Origin of the sequence: Thalassobaculum sp. (genome assembly GCF_040219215.1) — a bacterium.
Lineage (GTDB): Bacteria > Pseudomonadota > Alphaproteobacteria > Thalassobaculales > Thalassobaculaceae > Thalassobaculum_A.
On the sequence record NZ_JAVJSX010000016.1, the window covers coordinates 1 to 17,611 of the forward strand.

The window sequence follows — 17,611 nt, forward strand, 5'->3', positions numbered from 1 at the left end:
TCGTCTCCTGCCGCCATACAGTCCCGACTTCAACCCAATCGAACTCGCCTTCGCCAAGATCAAGGCGGCCCTCAAGAAAGCAGCCGCGAGGACCCTGACCGACCTCTGGAACGCCATCCGCGATGCAATCGACGCCGTCACACCACGAGACTGCGTCAGCTTCTTCACTGCCTGCGGCTATGAGCCGGAGTGATCGGAATCCGCTCTAGCTGGAAGCATATGAGGATTGTCAGCGCCATCTGAGCATCAGGCGTCCGGCGGAATTGATCGGGGAGGGGGTGTGATGAACGCGGCCCCGTGGATCGATCGGAGCGGAGCCCAGCCGGTTGCCTGTGACCTGCGACCGAATATCCGTCGACGTCTTGTGTGATCGAGGTTAGCGTCCTTATATGCGATGGATGCTGCGAACCTTGGCCCTTGTTCTGGCGATAACGTTCGCCACCAGTACGGTGGCGAACGTCCTTCAAGTGTCGGACATGGCACTCAAGATGGCGGCTACAGCGTCGCTCGATGCACCGATGCCGGATTGCAACAAGTGCGATGGCAGCGACGATGGGTCGACCAAAGTGCTTTGCTCACTGACGTGCACAGCGCCCGCGGTTGCGATTGTTGAACCGAATATGGCAACAGACTTGATGCCGGTCGTTGTTCATAACGGCGTTACCAGTGTTCGTGCTGCAAGTCACATTCTGCTCATAGACCCCTCACCTCCCAGACGTCACGTTCTGATCTAACGGCAGGGTGCCGCCGGTTGGCGGTCTCCCGGTGCCGTTACGGCAGGTTTGCTGCTTTAGTGGGCCGCGCCCGGAGTGCCCGTTCGCCGTCGCTTCGATCGACGCGCGTCCGGCATCGACGCACCGTTCATCAGGACGATACCGATGCACCGATTCACGAAAGCCGTTTCGTCGCGGCGCGCCTTCCTGGCCAGTACCGGGGCGGCTGCCCTGCTGGCGGGAACAGGCTTCACGCTCCCCGCGTCGGCTCAGGCCGGTCCGCGCGAGTTCCGGCTACGGGCCGCATCAGGCAAAGCCCGATTGGTTCCCGCCCCCTATCCGGACACCGCGGTCTGGTCGTTCAATGACAGTGTTCCCGGACCGGAGATCCGGGTCCGGCAGGGCGAGCGAGTGCGCGTGCTGGTCGAGAACGCGCTCGCCGAGGAAACCACGGTGCACTGGCACGGCCTGCGCGTGACCAATGCCATGGACGGGGTCCCGCACCTGACCCAGCGCCCGATCGCGCCGGGCGAGACTTTCACCTACGAGTTCGATGCGCTGGATGCCGGCACGTTCTGGTACCACCCGCACCAGCGTGGCTTCGAGCAGGTCGGCCGCGGCCTCTATGGGCCGCTAATCATTGAGGAGGCCGAGCCGGTCGAAGTCGACCGGGAGGTCACCTGGGTGCTGGACGACTGGCGTCTGCTGAAGGACGCATCGATCAGCAACGACTTCGGCAACATGATGGATACCGGCATGGCCGGGCGGATCGGCAACACCGTCACCGTCAACGGCCGAGTGCCGGAGACCTTCGTCGTCCGGTCCGGCGAGCGGATCCGGTTGCGTCTGATCAACGCCGCCAACGCCCGCATCTTCGGGCTCGAGTTCGCCGGCCATCGCCCGCAGATCGTGGCCTTGGATGGTCAACCGGTCGAGCCGCACGCGCCCGACGGCAATCGTCTGGTGCTCGGGCCGGCCATGCGCGCTGACGTGATCATCGACATGACCGGGGATCCCGGAACCCGGTTCCAGGTGACGGACGCATTCTATCAGCGTCTCGAATACCGGCTGCTCGATCTCGTCTATGCCGACACGGCCCTGCGTGATCGCCCGATGGACGCTCCGATCGCGCTGCCGGCTAACCCGCTCACCGAGCCGGACCCGGCGGTGTCCGAACGCCATGCCGTCCGGTTCGGTGGTGGCATGATGGGAGGAGGAATGGGCGGCGGCATGATGGGCCGCATGATGCCGGGGATGCGTCACGAGGGTGTGTGGGACATCAATGGGGTCGCCGCGAGAGGGCACGTCATGGACCCCATGCTCACGCTGACCCAGGACAGGTCATACATCCTGGAACTGACCAACGACACCGCCTGGCATCACCCGATCCACCTTCACGGTCACTCGTTCCGGGTTCTGACCCGCAACGGCGCGCCAACCCGCTTCCGTGAATGGCAGGACACGGTGCTGATGCGCCCGCGCGAACGCGTGGAGATCGCCTTCGTCGCCGACAACCCAGGCGACTGGATGTTCCACTGCCACATTTTGGAACATCAGGCCGGTGGGATGATGGGCGTCATCCGGGTCGCTTCGTCGGCGTAGGGAGCCAGCGCCATCGCCCAAACACGTTTCACCAACGCAGATCGTCACCAGAGAAAGGACCTTCCCATGCTTCGATTGATCGCACTTCTCGGTCTTCTGATGTTGCCGCTTAGCCCGGCGCACGCCGCCGATCCCGCCAAGACCGCAACTCTTTACAAGAACCCGCAATGCGGCTGCTGCGAGGCCTATGCCGACTACCTGCGGGAAAACGGCTACGAAGTGACGGTGGTGCCGACCCACGACCTGCAACTCATCAAGCAGGAACAGGGTGTGCCGGAACACTTCGAGGGCTGCCACACCACGCTGATCGACAACTACGTGGTTGAAGGCCACGTGCCGGTGAAGACGCTCAACCGTCTGCTGACCGAGCGGCCCGCGATCAAGGGGATCTCGTTGCCCGGCATGCCGATGGGGTCTCCGGGAATGAACGGCCAGAAGGCGGGGCCGTTTCAGATCTACGAGATCGCCGAGGGCGCACCCAAAATCTACGCCGTCGAATAACGGCCATGGCACCCGCAGCTACTGTTTGTGGAGCCACGCTAACCAAGGGTCAGGGGTCGGACCATATTGGTCGGCGCGCTGCGCGTTGGCTTGTTTTTACACTACCGATAACCGGATTCGTCATCCTGGTCTTGGTGCTGGTGTGGGGCCTTGCACGTAATCCGCGTGAAGTTCCATCGGCCCTCCTCGGCAAAGCCGTGCCGGTGTTCGATCTGGCACCTGTCGAGGGCCGAACGCTGGGTCTGGCAAGCGCAAACCTCCGAGACGAGGTGTCGCTTCTCAATGTCTTTGCGTCCTGGTGCACGGCCTGCCGTGAAGAACATCCACTGCTCCTGCAATTGACCAAGGACGGTGCCGTCCCGGTGCACGGCCTCAATTACAAGGACGAGCCGGCTGATGCCGCTCGTTGGCTCGACACTCTAGGCGACCCGTACCAGCGAACTGGTGCCGACCGTAATGGAAGAGTGGCAATCGACTGGGGGGTGTACGGGGTGCCGGAAACGTTCGTCGTCAGCGCCGACGGACGGATCATCTACAAGCATGTTGGCCCTCTGACCCGCCAAGCCTTGGACCAGACCATTCTGCCCATCGTCGCGCGGTTGCGTGGCGGTAAACCTGGAGAACGGCCATGATGAAACCTGGTTTGATTGCTGTCCTGGCGCTCGTCACTTTGGCCGGTAGCGCCTGGGCAGGGAGCGCCCCGGCAGGGTTTGCCGTCTACGACACGCCAAAACCGCTACCGGAGATCCGGTTTGTGGATGGTGGGGGTCAGCAACGCACGCTCGGCGGCTTTCGCGGCAGAACACTGCTCGTCAACATCTGGGCGACTTGGTGCGTACCTTGTCGTGAGGAGATGCCGACTCTTGACCGTCTGCAAGGCGAACTCGGCGGGTCGGGCTTCGAGGTCGTTGCTTTGTCGATCGATCGGGCTGGGATCGCGGTTGTCGACCGATTCTACAACGACATCGGGGTGCGGCATCTGGCCCGGTATATCGACAGCAGCGGTAAGGCTGCACGTACCCTCGGAACGTATGGTTTGCCGACCACTCTCCTGATCGACAGCTCCGGGCGCGAGATCGGCCGACTGGTCGGTGCGGCGGAATGGGACGCCGCCGAGATGGTCGCTTTCATCCGGATGCATCTTTCCGTCAAAACCGGTGGCTATCCGCCAGCGCCGACAACCCGTGCCGAGGTTGTTTCTCGGACAGTCAAGCCAGGAGCACGATCATGAGTGTGCCTCGTTCACCCGATACGAGGGTAGAACCGACGTTGGGCCGGGACCTGTCAGGCCTCGCCCGTCACTACCTCAGCAACCGCCGCACTCAGTTGATTCTTGGTGGTCTGGTGATCGTCACCGGGCTTGCCCTCAATTGGAGCTGGTTGGTTGCCGCCGGCCTGGCACCGTTGCTGCTCGGCGTCCTGCCGTGCGTGGCGATGTGCGCCCTCGGGCTGTGCATGAGCCGGATGGGCGGACAATCATGCTCGGCGGAGTCCAGCGTGAAGAAAGATCAGGACGCTGCCAACGTAGCGTTGGCTGACAAGTCTCCGATGATCGAAGCCGCTTCGATTGCGGCTCGACCGAACCGTTCACTGGACGGTTCTCCCGGCGAACAGGGCGCCGCCCCCAACAAGACCCTGGAACCTACCCCCCAGAAGAGGACGACGAACGATGCGTAATTCAATGAAAGCAGTCACGGCAGCCATCCTGTTTACCGGCCTGGCGGCAGCACCAGCTCTCCAGGCTCATGAAGCACAAGGCTCGGACGGGTCAAAGACAATGCCGAGCATGATGGGACAGATGATGGACCAGAAGGGCGGGATGCCCATGATGGATCAGATGACGGAGATGATGAAGAACTGCAACGCGATGATGCAGGCCAAGATGGAAAAGTCTGGCTCGTCGGAGGACAAGGCTGCTCCTGAAGCAGGTCCTTCCACCAAAAGCTGACCACAATAAAGGAGCCGGTCGCTTCGGCCGGCTCCTTCATCCGTAATGCGGGACGTTATTCATGCGACGAATACGCTTTCTAACCGCCGCTACGCTGATCGCCCTCGCTTCCGCCGGTCCGGCTGATGCTGAGCATCCCGGAGATCAGTTGGACGCAGTGATGACCGGTAAGGAGGAATCCTTCCAAGCCATCGACAGGCACGCTCCGCCGTTCGAGCTGGTCGATGCCGATGGCGCATCGGTTTCGTTGGTTGATTTCACCGATCGGGTCGTCGTGCTGCACTTCATCTACGCCAGTTGCCCGGACGTCTGTCCGTTGCACGCCGATCGTATCGCCGAAGTCCAGGGCATGATCAACCAAACCCCGATGAAGGACCGGGTCCAGTTCATCAGCATCACCACCGATCCATCGAACGATACCTCGGATGTCTTGAAGGCTTATGGCCCGGCTCACGGTCTCGACCCGGTCAATTGGCGGTTCCTGACCGTGGGGCCGAACCAGCCCGAAGATGCCACGCGCCAACTGGTGCAGGCCTACGGGCACAAGTTCATGGAGACCGATGAAGGCCTCCAGGTGCATGGCGTCGTCACCCACGTCATCGACCGCGGCGGACGTTGGGCCGGCAATTTCCACGGCTTGGCGTTCGATCCGCTGAGCCTCGTGCTCTATGTCAACGGGCTCATCAACAACCACCGCAAACCCATTGAAGAATCCAAGCCGTCACTCTGGCAGAGGATCAAAGAAGTGTTCTCATGACAGCGTTGCCTGCCGACCCAGCCTTCACAATGCGCACAGCACCGCCGGACGCTTGGTTGCGTGTTCTGCGGCGCTACCTTGCCTTCGTCTTTCCGCTGCATCTGTTGTGGGAGTTTGCTCACCTCCCGCTCTATACGATCTGGCATGACGCAGGGACGGCGGAAGTTCTGTTCGCGGCCGTCCACTGCACCGGAGGTGATCTCCTGATCGCCATGGCGGCATTGCTTCTCGCGCTGATGGTGTTGGGCAATGGCTGGCCTGTCGATCCGCGGGCTCACCGTCGCGTGGCGGGGGCCGCCCTGATCATGGGCATCGGCTACACGGTGTTCAGCGAATGGCTCAACATCGAGGTGCGTGGAACTTGGGAGTATTCGGCGCTCATGCCCGTGCTTCCGCCAATCGGGACAGGTCTGTCGCCGATCCTGCAATGGATAGCCATTCCGCTTGCGGGGTTCGGGTGGGCGTACCGGCCGCTGAAGCGGCCTGCAACGGTGTAATGACTTCAAATGGATATGGCCGAGATCTCGAACATTGGGCTGCTCACGGCCTTCCTCGCGGGAATGGTCTCGTTCCTGTCGCCGTGCGTGCTCCCGCTGGTGCCCGGGTATGTCTCATACATCGCCGGCGGGACCGCAACTCGTCACAACGCCGAACGCGACCGTGCATCTCTGCGACTGCCTGCAATTGGACTTGGTAGCTGTTTTGTACTCGGATTCTCCACCGTCTTCGTGGCGTTTGGGGCGAGCGCTACGGCACTGGGGCAGCTACTGCTTGCTTATCGTTATGAACTCAACATTGTCGGAGGCAGCGTTGTCATCGTGTTCGGGCTCTTTCTGATCGGGGCGGTGCGTCCTGGTTGGATGATGCGCGACATACGCTTTCACACGGTGAAGCCGGGCGGTCGAGCGACTTCGGCGTACATGCTCGGTCTCGCTTTCGCCTTTGGTTGGACACCGTGCATCGGCCCGATCCTGGGTGCCATTCTGACTATTGGAGCGGCGTCGGCGACGGTGATGGACGGTGTGACACTGCTCTCGGTCTACGCTTTGGGGCTCGGGGTGCCGTTCCTGCTGGCGGCGGCCTTCACGGATCAGTTCGCGCTGCGGCTGCGCTCGCTGAAACGCCCTGGGCGAGTGCTGCAGATTCTGGCCGGTCTCATCATGGTGATCATGGGCTTGGCCATGATCACGGATCAGCTTTCGACCTTCTCCTACTGGCTGATCGAAGCCTTTCCAGTTCTGGCGACCATCGGCTAAACGCCATTCATGATGAGGAATGTCTTTTGGGACTGTACAGCAAATGGATTCTGCCTCGTCTTCTGCACACGGCGATGAGCCAACGCAACCTGTTGCCGTACCGCCAACGGTTGACTGCGATGGCGGAAGGTCGGGTTCTGGAGATAGGTATCGGCTCGGGACTCAACCTCCCATTCTACACCGATAAAGTTGAGCGGGTGATCGGGGTGGAGCCGTCGCGGGAGTTGTTGGCCATGGCACGCAAGGCAGCGGATACTGCTGCCTATCCGGTCGAGTTGCTTCCGGCTTCAGCTGAAGCCATTGCATTGGACGACTGCAGCGTCGACACGGTCGTGACTGCCTGGACGCTCTGCACGGTGCCACACGCTGAAGCGGCACTTCGGGAAATGCGACGGGTCCTCACGCCGAACGGAAAACTGCTCTTCGTAGAGCACGGCAGCGCTCCAGATCCCGGTGTGAGGGAGTGGCAGGATCGGCTTACGCCACTCTGGAAGTGTATCGCGGGCGGCTGTCACCTGAATCGCAATCCGCAAGAGCAGTTGAGAAGCGCAGGCTTCTCGATTGATCAGCTCGCAACCGGCTACATTCCCGGCCCCCGCCCCTTCACATTCATGTACGAGGGCCAAGCCCGGAAATAGGGGCGGCACCATTGATTTGCGGTCCCATCAGGCTCGCTTTCGGAATCCGATTCATGTTCGAGTCGGTTTTTCTGTTCATTGCCGGTTTACTCCTCATGGCCCCTCGGCATTCCGGCTTCCAGGGCGCTGGCGGCAACCTCGTTCGCGGTCAGGTCGATCGAGCACTCCCCTGGGGTCTCCTGGCCCAGCGCGGTGGCGGTGACCGGCTGGCAGATGTCGTCCGCGCCAAGGAGCAGCTTCGGGTCGAGGCCGACATCGGCGACGGGGCGAGCTACTTCCTTCGTCTCGCCGACCCAGTTTTAGGCGGAGCCTCTCCGGCTGCAGCCATTGATCGACACGCGGGGCGAGCATGTGGTGCGGTACCACAATTGTGAGCGCAGATCGCGGTGTCCGTATCTTCCAGCAATCCAGAAATCATGAGATGGTCGCCGCAATGGCAAGTCGGCAGTTCATCCCTCAGATCGCCCGGATCCTCCTCGTGATCGGGCTCGTATTCGGCCCAGCCTTGGTCGTACCGAATGCGAATGCGATGGCCCATGTCGCGATGTCGGCCATGGCGGACGACATGCCCTGCCGCCCACTCGACCAGACGACAACGCCGGACTGCTTGGCGTCTTGCCCCTTGATGGCCGTGTGCGCCGGCGGTTGTCTTTCGACGGGCCTAGCGGTCTCAGGGCCCGGCCTCGGCCTGAAAGGCGTCGTGATCAGACCCGGGATCAACGTGCTGTGCTCACCGCAGAGCGAGCCGCCGCCCGCCCGACCTCCCCAAACCTAGGACTACGCCGGCGCCTCGCGCCGGCTCGTGCCGCGCCGGTCTGTTGGCGCGGGAGAGTGCACGTGGCCTGTTCCACGGGCGAATGCCGTGCGCGAGCACGGCACCACGATGAATCTAGGTAATAAAGACCATGCAGCGTTCCTTCACGCGTCGCGGCTTCGCGGCTGCGCTCGCCACTATTCTGTCCATTGCGACCCTGTCGGCCGCTCGCGCCGACATCGCGGATTACGAGTTCCGGCTCGTTCAGGCCGACGTCAAGCAGGGAGACGGCGCCGTCGTCGCCGTGCGCCTGGTCGATAAGCGATCCGGTAAGGCGGTTCCGGATGCGGTTATCTTCGCGACCCGTATCGACATGGCGCCCGAGGGCATGCCAACGATGACGGCGCCGGTCGAAGCGCTCCAACCGACGGAGCCGGGTGTCTACCGCTTCAAGACGAACCTGATGATGGCCGGCGGGTGGCAGCTCTCGCTTGCCGCCAAGGTCCAGGGCGAAACGGGCACGCTCGAGAACAAGCTGGTACTGCGGGCCGTGCCGTGAAGCAGATCGCCCTGTCGGGCCTCGCCCTCGCCGCCATGATGGCGGCGGGGGCCGGAGGCTATTGGGTCGGGGATCGCGGTATCGCGCTTCCCGACACCTTCGAATTACTCGGAGGTCGAAGCGCGGCGGCCGAAGCGACGGTGCAGCGGTCGGGCCCGGTGATCTACTACGGGGATCCCGATGGCCGACCGGTCTATTCGGCCGTTCCCCGGCGTGCGGATGACGGTCGCGAGTTCGTCGCTGTTCAGGCGAGCGAGGATGTGAGCTTCGACCGGACCGCGACCGCGTCGGCGGACGCCGCAGCTCCGGCCGGCTCCGAGGCTGTGGGGCCCCGTCGCATCCTGTACTACCGCAACCCGATGGGCCTGGCAGACACCTCGCCGGTGCCGAAGAAGGATTCCATGGGAATGGACTACATCGCCGTTTACGAGGGCGAGGATACCGGCGGTTCGGTCGTGCGGATCTCGGCTGGCCGGCTGCAACAGACCGGGGTGAGGACGGAAGTCGCCATGCGCCAGCCGGTGGGACGTCCTGTGCTAGTGCCCGGCACCGTCCAGCTCGACGAACGGCGCATCGCGGTCGTCGCGACGCGGTCAGACGCTTTCATCGAGAAGGTCGCAAACGTGACGACCGGCGACCGGGTGACCATCGGACAATCGCTCATTCGGCTATACTCTCCAGAAATCGCTGCTGCCGCGGCGCAATACTTGACCGAGCTCAAGATCGATACGGGGAGCGCCCGGTTGGGCGGCGCCCGGCAACGCCTGGAGAACCTCGGCGTGCCGACCGGAATGATCGCGGAGATCGAGCGCACCCGAAGGGTGCCGCTTACCGTGACGTGGACCGCGCCACGCGACGGCATCGTGCTCGAGCGCAATGTCGCCGAGGGCATGAAGGCGGCGACGGGCGACGTTCTCTTCCGCCTCGCCGATATCGGGACGGTTTGGGTGCTGGCGGATGTACCGGAATACGAGCTCGGCTCGATCAGGATCGGTGCTCGGGCAACTGTCCGTGTCCGCAGTCAAGCCGGCATGCGCTTCGAGGGACAGGTCTCGCTGATCTATCCCGAGGTCAGCATGGAGACTCGCACGACGCGGGTCCGTATTGAGATTTCGAACCCGGATGGCGTCCTTCTGCCGAACATGTATGCCGAGGTGGAGATCGCCAGCGGTGGTGCGGAACCTGTGGTTACGGTTTCCGACAGCGCAGTGATCGATACCGGCACCCGGCAGGTCGTAATCCTCGACCGCGGCGAAGGGCGCTTCGAGCCCCGTGAAGTGACGATCGGGCGACGCGGCCGGGGGTTGGTAGAGATCCGAGACGGCGTGAACCAGGGCGACCGAGTGGTGGTCTCGGCAAACTTCCTGATCGACGCCGAAAGCAACCTCAAGGCGGCCCTGAGCACGATGGCCGCGCCGGAGGTGGTACGATGATCGCCCGCCTGATCAACTGGTCCGCGCGCAACCTTCTGCTGATCTTCGTCGGCACGGCATTCGCCGTCGCCGTCGGCACCTATGCGCTACGCACGCTACCGCTCGACGCAATTCCCGACCTCTCCGACGTCCAGGTCATCGTCTTCACGGACTATCCCGGCCAAGCGCCGCAGGTCGTCGAGGACCAGGTCACCTATCCGCTCACCACCGCGATGCTGACCGTCCCGAAGTCCAAGGTCGTGCGGGGCTTCTCGTTCTTCGGCGTCTCCTTCGTGTACGTAATCTTCGAGGACGAGACCGATCCCTACTGGGCGCGAAGCCGCGTGCTCGAATTCCTGAGTGCCGCGGCACGGCAGCTGCCGGCGGGCGTTACGCCCGGCCTCGGGCCGGACGCGACCGGCGTCGGGTGGGTCTACCAGTATGCCGTCGTCGCCAAGGAGATGACCCTTGCCGAGCTGCGCTCCTTGCAGGACTGGGTGGTCCGCTTTGCGGCATCGAGGGCCGAGGGTGTAGCCGAAGTCGCGAGCGTCGGCGGCTTTGTGAAGCAGTACACGATCGTGGTCGACCCACAGCGGCTCCGGGCGCAGAGGATCTCGCTCGGGCAACTGCGCGACGCGGTCCGCAGCAGCAACATGGATGTCGGCGGACGTACGGTTGAGCTTAGCGAGTTCGAGTTCATGGTGCGCGGCCGCGGTTATCTGAGGAGCATCGCGGATATCGAGAGCATCGTGCTCAAGACTGATCGCGGCGTTCCGTTGCGCCTCGTCGATGTGGCCCGCGTCGAGATCGGCCCAGACGAGCGGCGCGGAATCGCCGAGTTGAACGGCGAAGGCGAGGTCGCGAGCGGCATCGTCCTGCAGCGGTTCGGGGCGAACGCCCTGACGGTCATCGAAAGCGCCAAGGAGCGGCTCGCCGAAATCGCCGGGAGCCTGCCGAACGGGGTCGAAATTGTCCCGGTCTATGACCGCTCCGAGCTGATCCTCGACGCGATCGAGACCCTGAAGCGCACGCTGATCGAGGAGAGCCTCATCGTGGCGCTCGTCTGCGTGGTGTTCTTGCTGCATCTGCGCAGCGCGCTGGTGGCCATCCTGATGCTGCCGGTCGGCATCCTGATCGCCTTCGCGGCGATGAAGGCGATCGGGCTCGGCTCGAATATCATGAGCCTGGGCGGTATCGCGATTGCGGTAGGCGCCATGATCGACGCGGCGATCGTCATGATCGAGAACGCCCATAAGCACCTCGAACGGGCGCCGAAGGATGCGCCCCGGGTGGAGGTTCTGATCAAGGCGGCAAGCGAGGTCGGCCCGGCGCTGTTCTTTAGCCTGCTGATCATCACCGTCTCGTTCCTGCCGATCTTCACGCTGGAAGCGCAGGAAGGCCGGCTGTTCGGCCCGCTCGCCTTCACCAAGACCTTCGCCATGGCAGCGGCGGCCCTGCTGTCGGTGACGCTCGTCCCGGCGCTCATGGTGGTCTTCGTACGCGGGCGAATCGTCCCGGAGCACCGCAACCCGGTCAACCGGTTCCTGATCTGGATCTACCGCCCGATCATCCGCAGCGTCCTGAAGGCGAAGACCTTCACCATTCTGGTGGCACTCGTCGTGCTCGGGATCACGATCCTGCCGGCCCGGCAGCTGGGTTCCGAGTTCATGCCGAACCTCGACGAGGGGACGCTGATGTACATGCCGACCACACTTCCGGGCCTGTCGGTCACCAAGGCCGCAGAGCTGCTGCAGATCCAGGATCGGATCATCAAGAGCTTTCCGGAGGTGGAATCCGTTTACGGCAAGGCGGGGCGCGCGCTGACCGCGACCGACCCGGCCCCAATGGAGATGTTCGAGACCATCATCAACCTGAAGCCGAAGGGCGAATGGCGGCCGGGCGTCACCGTCGACGGCCTCAAGGCGGAGATGGATCAGGCGCTGCAGTTTCCCGGCGTCTCAAACGCCTGGACCATGCCGATCCGCGCCCGCATCGACATGCTATCGACCGGCATCCGCACGCCGGTCGGCGTCAAGATATTCGGCACCGACCTCGCAGAAATGGAAAGAATCGCCCGCCGGACCGAAGCGGTGCTGCGGAACGTCCCCGGTACGTCGAGTGCTTATGCCGAGCGGGTCATCGGTGGCTACTACCTCGACATCGTGCCGGATCGGAGTGCGCTCGGCCGCTACGGACTTGCCGTCGGCGACGTGCAGGACGTCATCGCAATGGCGCTCGGTGCGGAGACCGTGACGACGACGGTCGAGGGGCGAGAGCGTTACGGCGTGTCCATCCGTTACCCCCGTGCGCTTCGCAGCGACTCGCAAGCGATCGCGACCGATGTCCAAATTCCGCTACCGGGTGGCGGCGCCGTGCCGCTCGGCGAAGTTGCGAAAGTGGAGCTGAAACGTGGTGCGACTTCGATCCGGACCGAGAACGGACAACTCGCCGTCTACATTTTCGTCGATATCGTGGGCCGCGATCTGGGCGGCTACGTCGGCGAGGCACGGGCCGCGGTCGCGGATCAAGTCCAATTGCCGCCGGGCTATACCGTGTCCTGGAGCGGGCAGTTCGAGTATCTCGAACGGGCGGCGGCACGGTTGCAACTCGTCGTACCGGTCACCCTCCTGGTCATCTTCCTGCTGCTCTACCTGAACTTCCAGGCGCTGACCGAGACGCTGATCGTTATGCTGTCGCTGCCGTTCGCGCTGGTGGGTGGCATCTGGCTGATGTGGTGGCTCGGCTTCAACATGTCGGTCGCGGTCGCCGTCGGCTTCATCGCGCTTGCCGGGGTCGCTGCCGAGACCGGAGTCATCATGCTGATCTATCTCGATCAGGCGATGGTGGAGCTGAAATCTGAACGGGCGGCGGAGCGGCGTCCTTTCACCCGCGACGACCTCTACCAGGCGATCATGGTCGGCGCCGTTGAACGTGTCCGGCCGAAGATGATGACCGTCGTCGCCATCACGGCGGGGCTGGTGCCCATCCTCTGGAGCACCGGCGCCGGCTCGGAGGTGATGCAGCGCATTGCGGTGCCGATGATCGGCGGCATGGTGTCGTCCACCGTGCTGACGCTGGTAGTGATTCCAGCGGTATACGGAATCGTCAAGGGATGGCAGCTGCCGCGGAGTTCTGTGGGCGGCCAGGCCCTGCGTGAACTGGAACTTGCCGACCTCGGATCGCCCGCCGAATGACAGGAGCGTCCGACAATGCGCAGCATAATTGGCATCATAGGATGGGGCAGGTCAGTCTCGCCCAGGTAGCATAACCCCCGAGCGTCTTCACCATCTGACGGTTCGCGCAGGAGACGACCGAATGACATCCTCGACTTTCACTGCATCCAACGGAAATGCTTGTGAAATTCAGATCGGGCGCTGGAGCCGACGGTTTGTGGACAAATTTCTGAGATTCGTCGACAACGACGCGGCTCGAACGGTGCTCGATCTGGAGTGCGGAACCGGGGCACTCATGGACGCTTTGGCCAGGGTGTCAATCGGCATGGGGTTCCCGCGCCGACCGGCACCGCAAGTGCTTGTTATCTACTAATTTGAAGGGTCCGCTAGTCGCTCCGATACACAGACGCCGCGCTACTCATCCAAGCGGGCGATCACCCGATAGGCTTGGTCGAGCGCAGGCCTTCCTGTACCACCCAACGCAGGTTCAGCTGCATCGATACACTCAACGGCGTGCAGTAGATGCTCAGCGACTTCGGGTCGGCCGTTGGCGCATGCTAGCTTGAAAAATTCCAGAATGCCGCGTTCCAGCCGGCCTTGGCGAGCACTCATCATGCACCTCGATCCAAGATTCCGGGCGAATGTGGAGCTTCCAACTCAGGGATGATCAAGGCGTTTCAATGCGTCTGGCCTGCTGAGCGGTGCCTCAACGCAACTGCAGCGGTCGACTTGTTCTCGCTCTGGGTCGTGAGCTCATCGAACAGGTGGGACCGTTGTCCGCCATCAGATTTCGGAACATCGGGTAAGATCGTTGCCAGGCCCTCCCTCTCAGAGTCACACTTCCAACATCGAACTTGTTCCGATAGCGGAACGCTCGGCATGCAGAGTTACTTCAAAAGGCTTGGTACCGCGCGCTATTCGGCGATTGCATTTGGCGTCACGGGGTTATTGCTCAACGCTTCGCCGAGCGCATGGGCAAGTGCGCACGGGGGAATCATAGCCCTCCATTCCGATTACCGCAGGATTGAAATTTCCGATCACCTGATGGTGAACGTCGATGAACTACGTCGATATGTCTTTCCTAAGAAATGCCAAAGTGAAGGCGAAATCGAACTCACCGCGCTGTCGGCCAGGGCCGAGTTGGAGGAATCGTACATATTCATCCCTGCCATTTGCACTTGGGTCGAAGCCGGGCGGAATGAGACCCGGCTCTCGGTGCTGATGGACTGGGAACTGATGGACGTGATAGCGCGCCAATACGAGGACATTGCGATCTATCATATCCAACCTGGGCGACGACCATCGCTCGCGAACTACCTCCCCTCATACCGCGATTTCGTTTCGATGGTGCTGATCGATGCAGAGTACATAGCGGTTCCGCGTATCAAGGTGCGGCATCGGGCGGTGACCGAGTTCGCCGTCATCGACTATCGCGTTTTGGACTGGGAGGCCGTGGAACGTCGGGCCCAGTTCTACAGGAGCAAAGGGCTTGGAAAGTACCTTGGCCAGAATCTGGCTTACGAATTCAGCCAAGGGACGTATCTGCAGAACTACGCGGCCCAGGTACGCCTATGTGCCGATCGAGTGATGGATGTGCCATCGCGGATCGGTGAATGCCGTCGAATAGTGACCGACTTGTTCGTTCTGGATATTCGAACGGCTCAATCGGCGGCGCGCTGACTGCGCCAAGCTGGTTATTCGAGATCTCACCGAGGCCCGGGGCTGCCGACCTGTTGTCGCCAGAGTAACAGGTTACCGGGCGGTGACGCCGCGAGAGGGCAAGTTGAAGATCCTTGTACCGGACCCGGACATCCTCGAGGCGCTGATAGTAGTTGAAGAGTTCGCGTAGTGGCGAAGTCAGATCCTTGTATGCTGCGAGCACCGCGATCAACGCGCCGAGAGAAAGGCGACCTTCGATAACGAGATATCCACCAACCGTATAGAACAGGAATGGCGTCATATGCTGAAGCAGATTCAGGGCGCTCTTCATAAGAAATTTGCGCTGATAGATCTCATTGCGGACGCTCTGAATGCGCCGAAAGCAGCCGTGGATCGGGATCAGGTCGTCTACGGTCCGTCCCGTCCGTACTGCGCTCAAGAGTTGCCCGAGCCTGCGGACCTCAAGCGCGCGGGTGCGTCCGAGCGCATTGAGCCGGCGTTGCAGGCGGGGGATAATCACGAGTTGAATCGGAAGAAGCGTGATCGCCGCGGCACCGAGAATTGGTTCCTGCACGAGCATGAAGGTGAGTATCGTGAGGAAGGTGCCGCCTTGCAGCACTGGCAAGGCTAATATATCTGCGGAAAAGCCGCCAATAACTTCCAGTTCCTGGACGATGATGGGAATCAGTTGACCGTCGCCGTCACTGCGGGCGCCGCGACGCCAAATTCGAAGCACCGCGCTTCGCAGGCGCCGCAGCAGCGCCTCTGCGACCCGACCTTTGCTGAGATTGACCGCATACTTCAGGGCGCTGCCGGTCAGCACTGCAACAAGGTAGAGCAGGCAAAGGGCGACGAGATAGTTGATCTGAGTCACGGTCACGCCCGCGTAGACCTCGGGAAAGTGCCCCGATCCGATCGCGCCGTTTATAATAACCTTAGGAAGCTCAAGGGTCGCGTACAGAACCGGCAATGTCGCAAGCGCACCGATGAGCAGCCAGAGCTGCGAGCGCCCAGTTCGGGAGAGGAGGTATTGGAAGACTCCCTTATCGAACGCCGATCCAGTATCCAATGCGATCGGCAATGAATCTGGCCGACGAGACGGTCGCTTCAGGCATAATCGTACCGTCTTCAGGCAAATGACGGCGGCAAGAACGAGGAAGGAGATCGGTCCTCCTATGAGAACGGCATGCACGACGGTGTGAAGCCACCAATGCCGATGGTCGAAGAAATTGGCGACGAGATCGTGGCCAAGAGGCAGATCGATGATCGACAGCGCCATCTTCCGCAGACTCAGTGGACGTGGACAATCAGCGGACTCGTCCAGCGGGGGGTTCGCAGTTCTGCTGCAAACGCCTCCCCTGGTGCCAGCGACCGTGTCAGGCCGCATAGCTCGAACCAACGTGACTGGGAGAACTCAACCGACTGTCCGGACGGTATGATGAAAGAGTCCAGTGCCACGGGCTGTCGGCTTCCCACATTGGCAAGAATGCGGGCTCTGGTCGCCATGTCCGAGGAGACCCCTAGAATTTGCACGTCATCCCGGCTCTCGTTGTCCACCATCAACTGAACCTTGGTGCAGGCACCGGCCGGCGCGGCCGAAGCCGAAACGGAGTGAACCTGAAACGCGCCGACGAGGTCCGTGGCCGTGTCCGACAGTGCTGTCCCGCCTGCGAGGCCGGAGAGTAGGCTGTACAAGAGGACGGCGCCGAACATTCGTGAGTGAATCATGATCGCCTGCCCTTTTCAGGATGCTACTGGTTGGGGGCGACACGCCAACTCTGCGAGCAGGCAAGCCACTCCCGTCGACGCCGTGTTGGGGCGGACGTATTGCATCGTTGCGAATGTCTTGCAGGAGAGAGGCGGCGAGCGGATGGTCCGCTCGCCGCCTCTTAAGGTCAGTCGAGCGACTTGAGCGCTGCCAACAACCGCTGCCGTGCTTTGGGTGGAAGCTTCCCGGCGGCATCCTTTGCGGCCGCAAGGTTGACCGGTTCACCGACCACGATGGCGGTGACCATGCCCGCTCCGGCGTGCGGGGTGCACCGGATTCCGTACACGCCCGGCTCTGTGAACGTGACCGTGCCTTGCTGATTGAAGCCGAGTTTTACCTCGGTGGCGCCGTCTGGAAGCATTCCAGGAATGCTCTGGGCATTGTGCCCCTTGGTCGTGGGAACAAACGTCACAGAATCGCCGACTGATAAGCGTAGCAGATCGGAGGAATATACAAAGGTTTCACCCGCGTTCTTGTTCAGCATCTCGATTTCGACCGGCGCGGCATTGACCGGAAGAGAGTAGCCCGTGGCAATGACCAGTCCGATCACGGCCAGCGGCCATAGTTTGGATTTTCGCATTCGTTCATCTCCGAGTGGGTACTGCCTTAACCGATTCAAAACATGACCTTGAGGCCAGTGACGAGACGCACTGCGTCGGTGTCCTCGCCTTCGCTGCGGGCGATGCTGGCGGTTTCCCCGAGCTTCTTTTCCCAATGCACGCCGATGTAGGGAGCAATGTTGCGATCGACCAGTTCGTAGCGTAGCCGCAACCCCGTCTCGATGTCGGTGATCCCCTGGCCCTGGCCGATTTCGCGGTCGTCGGAGGCGGCCATGTTGATCTCGGCGACCGGCTGCAGGATCAGCCGGTTG

Annotated in this window: 18 protein-coding genes; 15 read left to right on the top strand and 3 right to left on the bottom strand. The window is 62.2% G+C overall.

Going from position 1 to position 17,611, the window contains the following annotated elements; all coding sequences use genetic code 11:
* The 15 genes from RIC54_RS13530 to RIC54_RS13600 all read left to right on the top strand — a co-directional run.
* The coding region (locus RIC54_RS13530) for a transposase (RefSeq protein WP_350091628.1) at positions 1–193 on the top strand (193 nt) is incomplete at its 5' end.
* A 685-nt stretch (positions 194–878) separates the two neighbouring features.
* Positions 879–2,315, top strand: coding sequence for a multicopper oxidase family protein (locus RIC54_RS13535; protein WP_350091625.1), 1,437 nt, complete (start codon positions 879–881; stop codon positions 2,313–2,315).
* A 66-nt stretch (positions 2,316–2,381) separates the two neighbouring features.
* Positions 2,382–2,816: a DUF411 domain-containing protein gene (locus tag RIC54_RS13540; RefSeq protein WP_350091622.1), complete on the top strand. Its 435-nt coding sequence runs from the start codon at positions 2,382–2,384 to the stop codon at positions 2,814–2,816.
* Between the two features lie 5 nt (positions 2,817–2,821).
* Positions 2,822–3,448 carry a DsbE family thiol:disulfide interchange protein gene (locus RIC54_RS13545; RefSeq protein ID WP_350091619.1) on the top strand — a complete coding sequence of 209 codons (627 nt, stop codon included), beginning with the start codon at positions 2,822–2,824 and terminating at the stop codon, positions 3,446–3,448.
* Positions 3,445–4,047, top strand: coding sequence for a TlpA family protein disulfide reductase (locus RIC54_RS13550; protein ID WP_350091616.1), 603 nt, complete (start codon positions 3,445–3,447; stop codon positions 4,045–4,047). The genes RIC54_RS13545 and RIC54_RS13550 overlap by 4 nt, the downstream gene beginning before the upstream one ends.
* Positions 4,048–4,085: 38 nt before the next feature.
* Entirely contained in the window at positions 4,086–4,493 is a 408-nt protein-coding gene (locus RIC54_RS13555) for a hypothetical protein (RefSeq protein ID WP_350091614.1), read from the top strand.
* A gap of 4 nt (positions 4,494–4,497) precedes the next feature.
* Positions 4,498–4,764, top strand: a complete 267-nt coding sequence (locus RIC54_RS13560) for a hypothetical protein (protein ID WP_350151104.1) — start codon at positions 4,498–4,500, stop codon at positions 4,762–4,764.
* A 160-nt stretch (positions 4,765–4,924) separates the two neighbouring features.
* A complete protein-coding gene (locus RIC54_RS13565; RefSeq protein ID WP_350091609.1) occupies positions 4,925–5,521 on the top strand; it encodes an SCO family protein in 597 nt (198 codons plus the stop codon).
* A complete protein-coding gene (locus RIC54_RS13570; RefSeq protein WP_350091606.1) occupies positions 5,518–6,018 on the top strand; it encodes a hypothetical protein in 501 nt (166 codons plus the stop codon). Before RIC54_RS13565 ends, RIC54_RS13570 begins: the two co-directional genes overlap by 4 nt.
* A gap of 15 nt (positions 6,019–6,033) precedes the next feature.
* The gene (locus tag RIC54_RS13575; RefSeq protein ID WP_350091603.1) at positions 6,034–6,777 is read left to right on the top strand and encodes a cytochrome c biogenesis CcdA family protein; all 744 of its coding nucleotides are present in this window, start codon (positions 6,034–6,036) and stop codon (positions 6,775–6,777) included.
* A 26-nt stretch (positions 6,778–6,803) separates the two neighbouring features.
* Complete coding sequence (locus RIC54_RS13580; RefSeq protein ID WP_350091600.1) at positions 6,804–7,415, top strand: class I SAM-dependent methyltransferase; 612 nt, start codon at positions 6,804–6,806, stop codon at positions 7,413–7,415.
* 53 nt (positions 7,416–7,468) lie between these two features.
* The gene (locus RIC54_RS13585; protein ID WP_350091597.1) at positions 7,469–7,789 is read left to right on the top strand and encodes a hypothetical protein; all 321 of its coding nucleotides are present in this window, start codon (positions 7,469–7,471) and stop codon (positions 7,787–7,789) included.
* Between the two features lie 531 nt (positions 7,790–8,320).
* A complete protein-coding gene (locus RIC54_RS13590) occupies positions 8,321–8,728 on the top strand; it encodes a FixH family protein (RefSeq protein ID WP_350091594.1) in 408 nt (135 codons plus the stop codon).
* Positions 8,725–10,161 carry an efflux RND transporter periplasmic adaptor subunit gene (locus tag RIC54_RS13595; RefSeq protein ID WP_350091591.1) on the top strand — a complete coding sequence of 479 codons (1,437 nt, stop codon included), beginning with the start codon at positions 8,725–8,727 and terminating at the stop codon, positions 10,159–10,161. The genes RIC54_RS13590 and RIC54_RS13595 overlap by 4 nt, the downstream gene beginning before the upstream one ends.
* Positions 10,158–13,334: an efflux RND transporter permease subunit gene (locus RIC54_RS13600; RefSeq protein ID WP_350091588.1), complete on the top strand. Its 3,177-nt coding sequence runs from the start codon at positions 10,158–10,160 to the stop codon at positions 13,332–13,334. Before RIC54_RS13595 ends, RIC54_RS13600 begins: the two co-directional genes overlap by 4 nt.
* 1,504 nt (positions 13,335–14,838) lie before the next feature.
* Here the strand turns inward: RIC54_RS13600 and RIC54_RS13605 are convergent.
* From RIC54_RS13605 to RIC54_RS13620, 3 genes are all read right to left on the bottom strand, one after another.
* Entirely contained in the window at positions 14,839–16,251 is a 1,413-nt protein-coding gene (locus RIC54_RS13605) for an ABC transporter ATP-binding protein (RefSeq protein ID WP_350091585.1), read from the bottom strand.
* Positions 16,252–16,867: 616 nt separating this feature from the next.
* Positions 16,868–17,320, bottom strand: coding sequence for a pseudoazurin (locus tag RIC54_RS13615; protein WP_350091579.1), 453 nt, complete (start codon positions 17,318–17,320; stop codon positions 16,868–16,870).
* A 35-nt stretch (positions 17,321–17,355) separates the two neighbouring features.
* Positions 17,356–17,611, bottom strand: a 256-nt coding sequence (locus RIC54_RS13620; protein WP_350150446.1) for a copper resistance protein B, incomplete at its 5' end; no start/stop codon positions are given.

What these genes read in the sequence shown, in the direction of transcription:
- RIC54_RS13535 (WP_350091625.1), top strand. Translation starts at nt 879, where the DNA reads ATGCACCGATTCACGAAAGCCGTTTCGTCGCGGCGCGCCTTCCTGGCC.
- RIC54_RS13540 (WP_350091622.1), top strand. Translation starts at nt 2,382, where the DNA reads ATGCTTCGATTGATCGCACTTCTCGGTCTTCTGATGTTGCCGCTTAGC.
- RIC54_RS13545 (WP_350091619.1), top strand. Translation starts at nt 2,822, where the DNA reads ATGGCACCCGCAGCTACTGTTTGTGGAGCCACGCTAACCAAGGGTCAG.
- RIC54_RS13550 (WP_350091616.1), top strand. Translation starts at nt 3,445, where the DNA reads ATGATGAAACCTGGTTTGATTGCTGTCCTGGCGCTCGTCACTTTGGCC.
- RIC54_RS13560 (WP_350151104.1), top strand. Translation starts at nt 4,498, where the DNA reads ATGAAAGCAGTCACGGCAGCCATCCTGTTTACCGGCCTGGCGGCAGCA.
- RIC54_RS13565 (WP_350091609.1), top strand. Translation starts at nt 4,925, where the DNA reads ATGACCGGTAAGGAGGAATCCTTCCAAGCCATCGACAGGCACGCTCCG.
- RIC54_RS13570 (WP_350091606.1), top strand. Translation starts at nt 5,518, where the DNA reads ATGACAGCGTTGCCTGCCGACCCAGCCTTCACAATGCGCACAGCACCG.
- RIC54_RS13575 (WP_350091603.1), top strand. Translation starts at nt 6,034, where the DNA reads ATGGCCGAGATCTCGAACATTGGGCTGCTCACGGCCTTCCTCGCGGGA.
- RIC54_RS13585 (WP_350091597.1), top strand. Translation starts at nt 7,469, where the DNA reads ATGTTCGAGTCGGTTTTTCTGTTCATTGCCGGTTTACTCCTCATGGCC.
- RIC54_RS13590 (WP_350091594.1), top strand. Translation starts at nt 8,321, where the DNA reads ATGCAGCGTTCCTTCACGCGTCGCGGCTTCGCGGCTGCGCTCGCCACT.
- RIC54_RS13600 (WP_350091588.1), top strand. Translation starts at nt 10,158, where the DNA reads ATGATCGCCCGCCTGATCAACTGGTCCGCGCGCAACCTTCTGCTGATC.
- RIC54_RS13605 (WP_350091585.1), bottom strand. Translation starts at nt 16,251, where the DNA reads ATGGCGCTGTCGATCATCGATCTGCCTCTTGGCCACGATCTCGTCGCC.
- RIC54_RS13615 (WP_350091579.1), bottom strand. Translation starts at nt 17,320, where the DNA reads ATGCGAAAATCCAAACTATGGCCGCTGGCCGTGATCGGACTGGTCATT.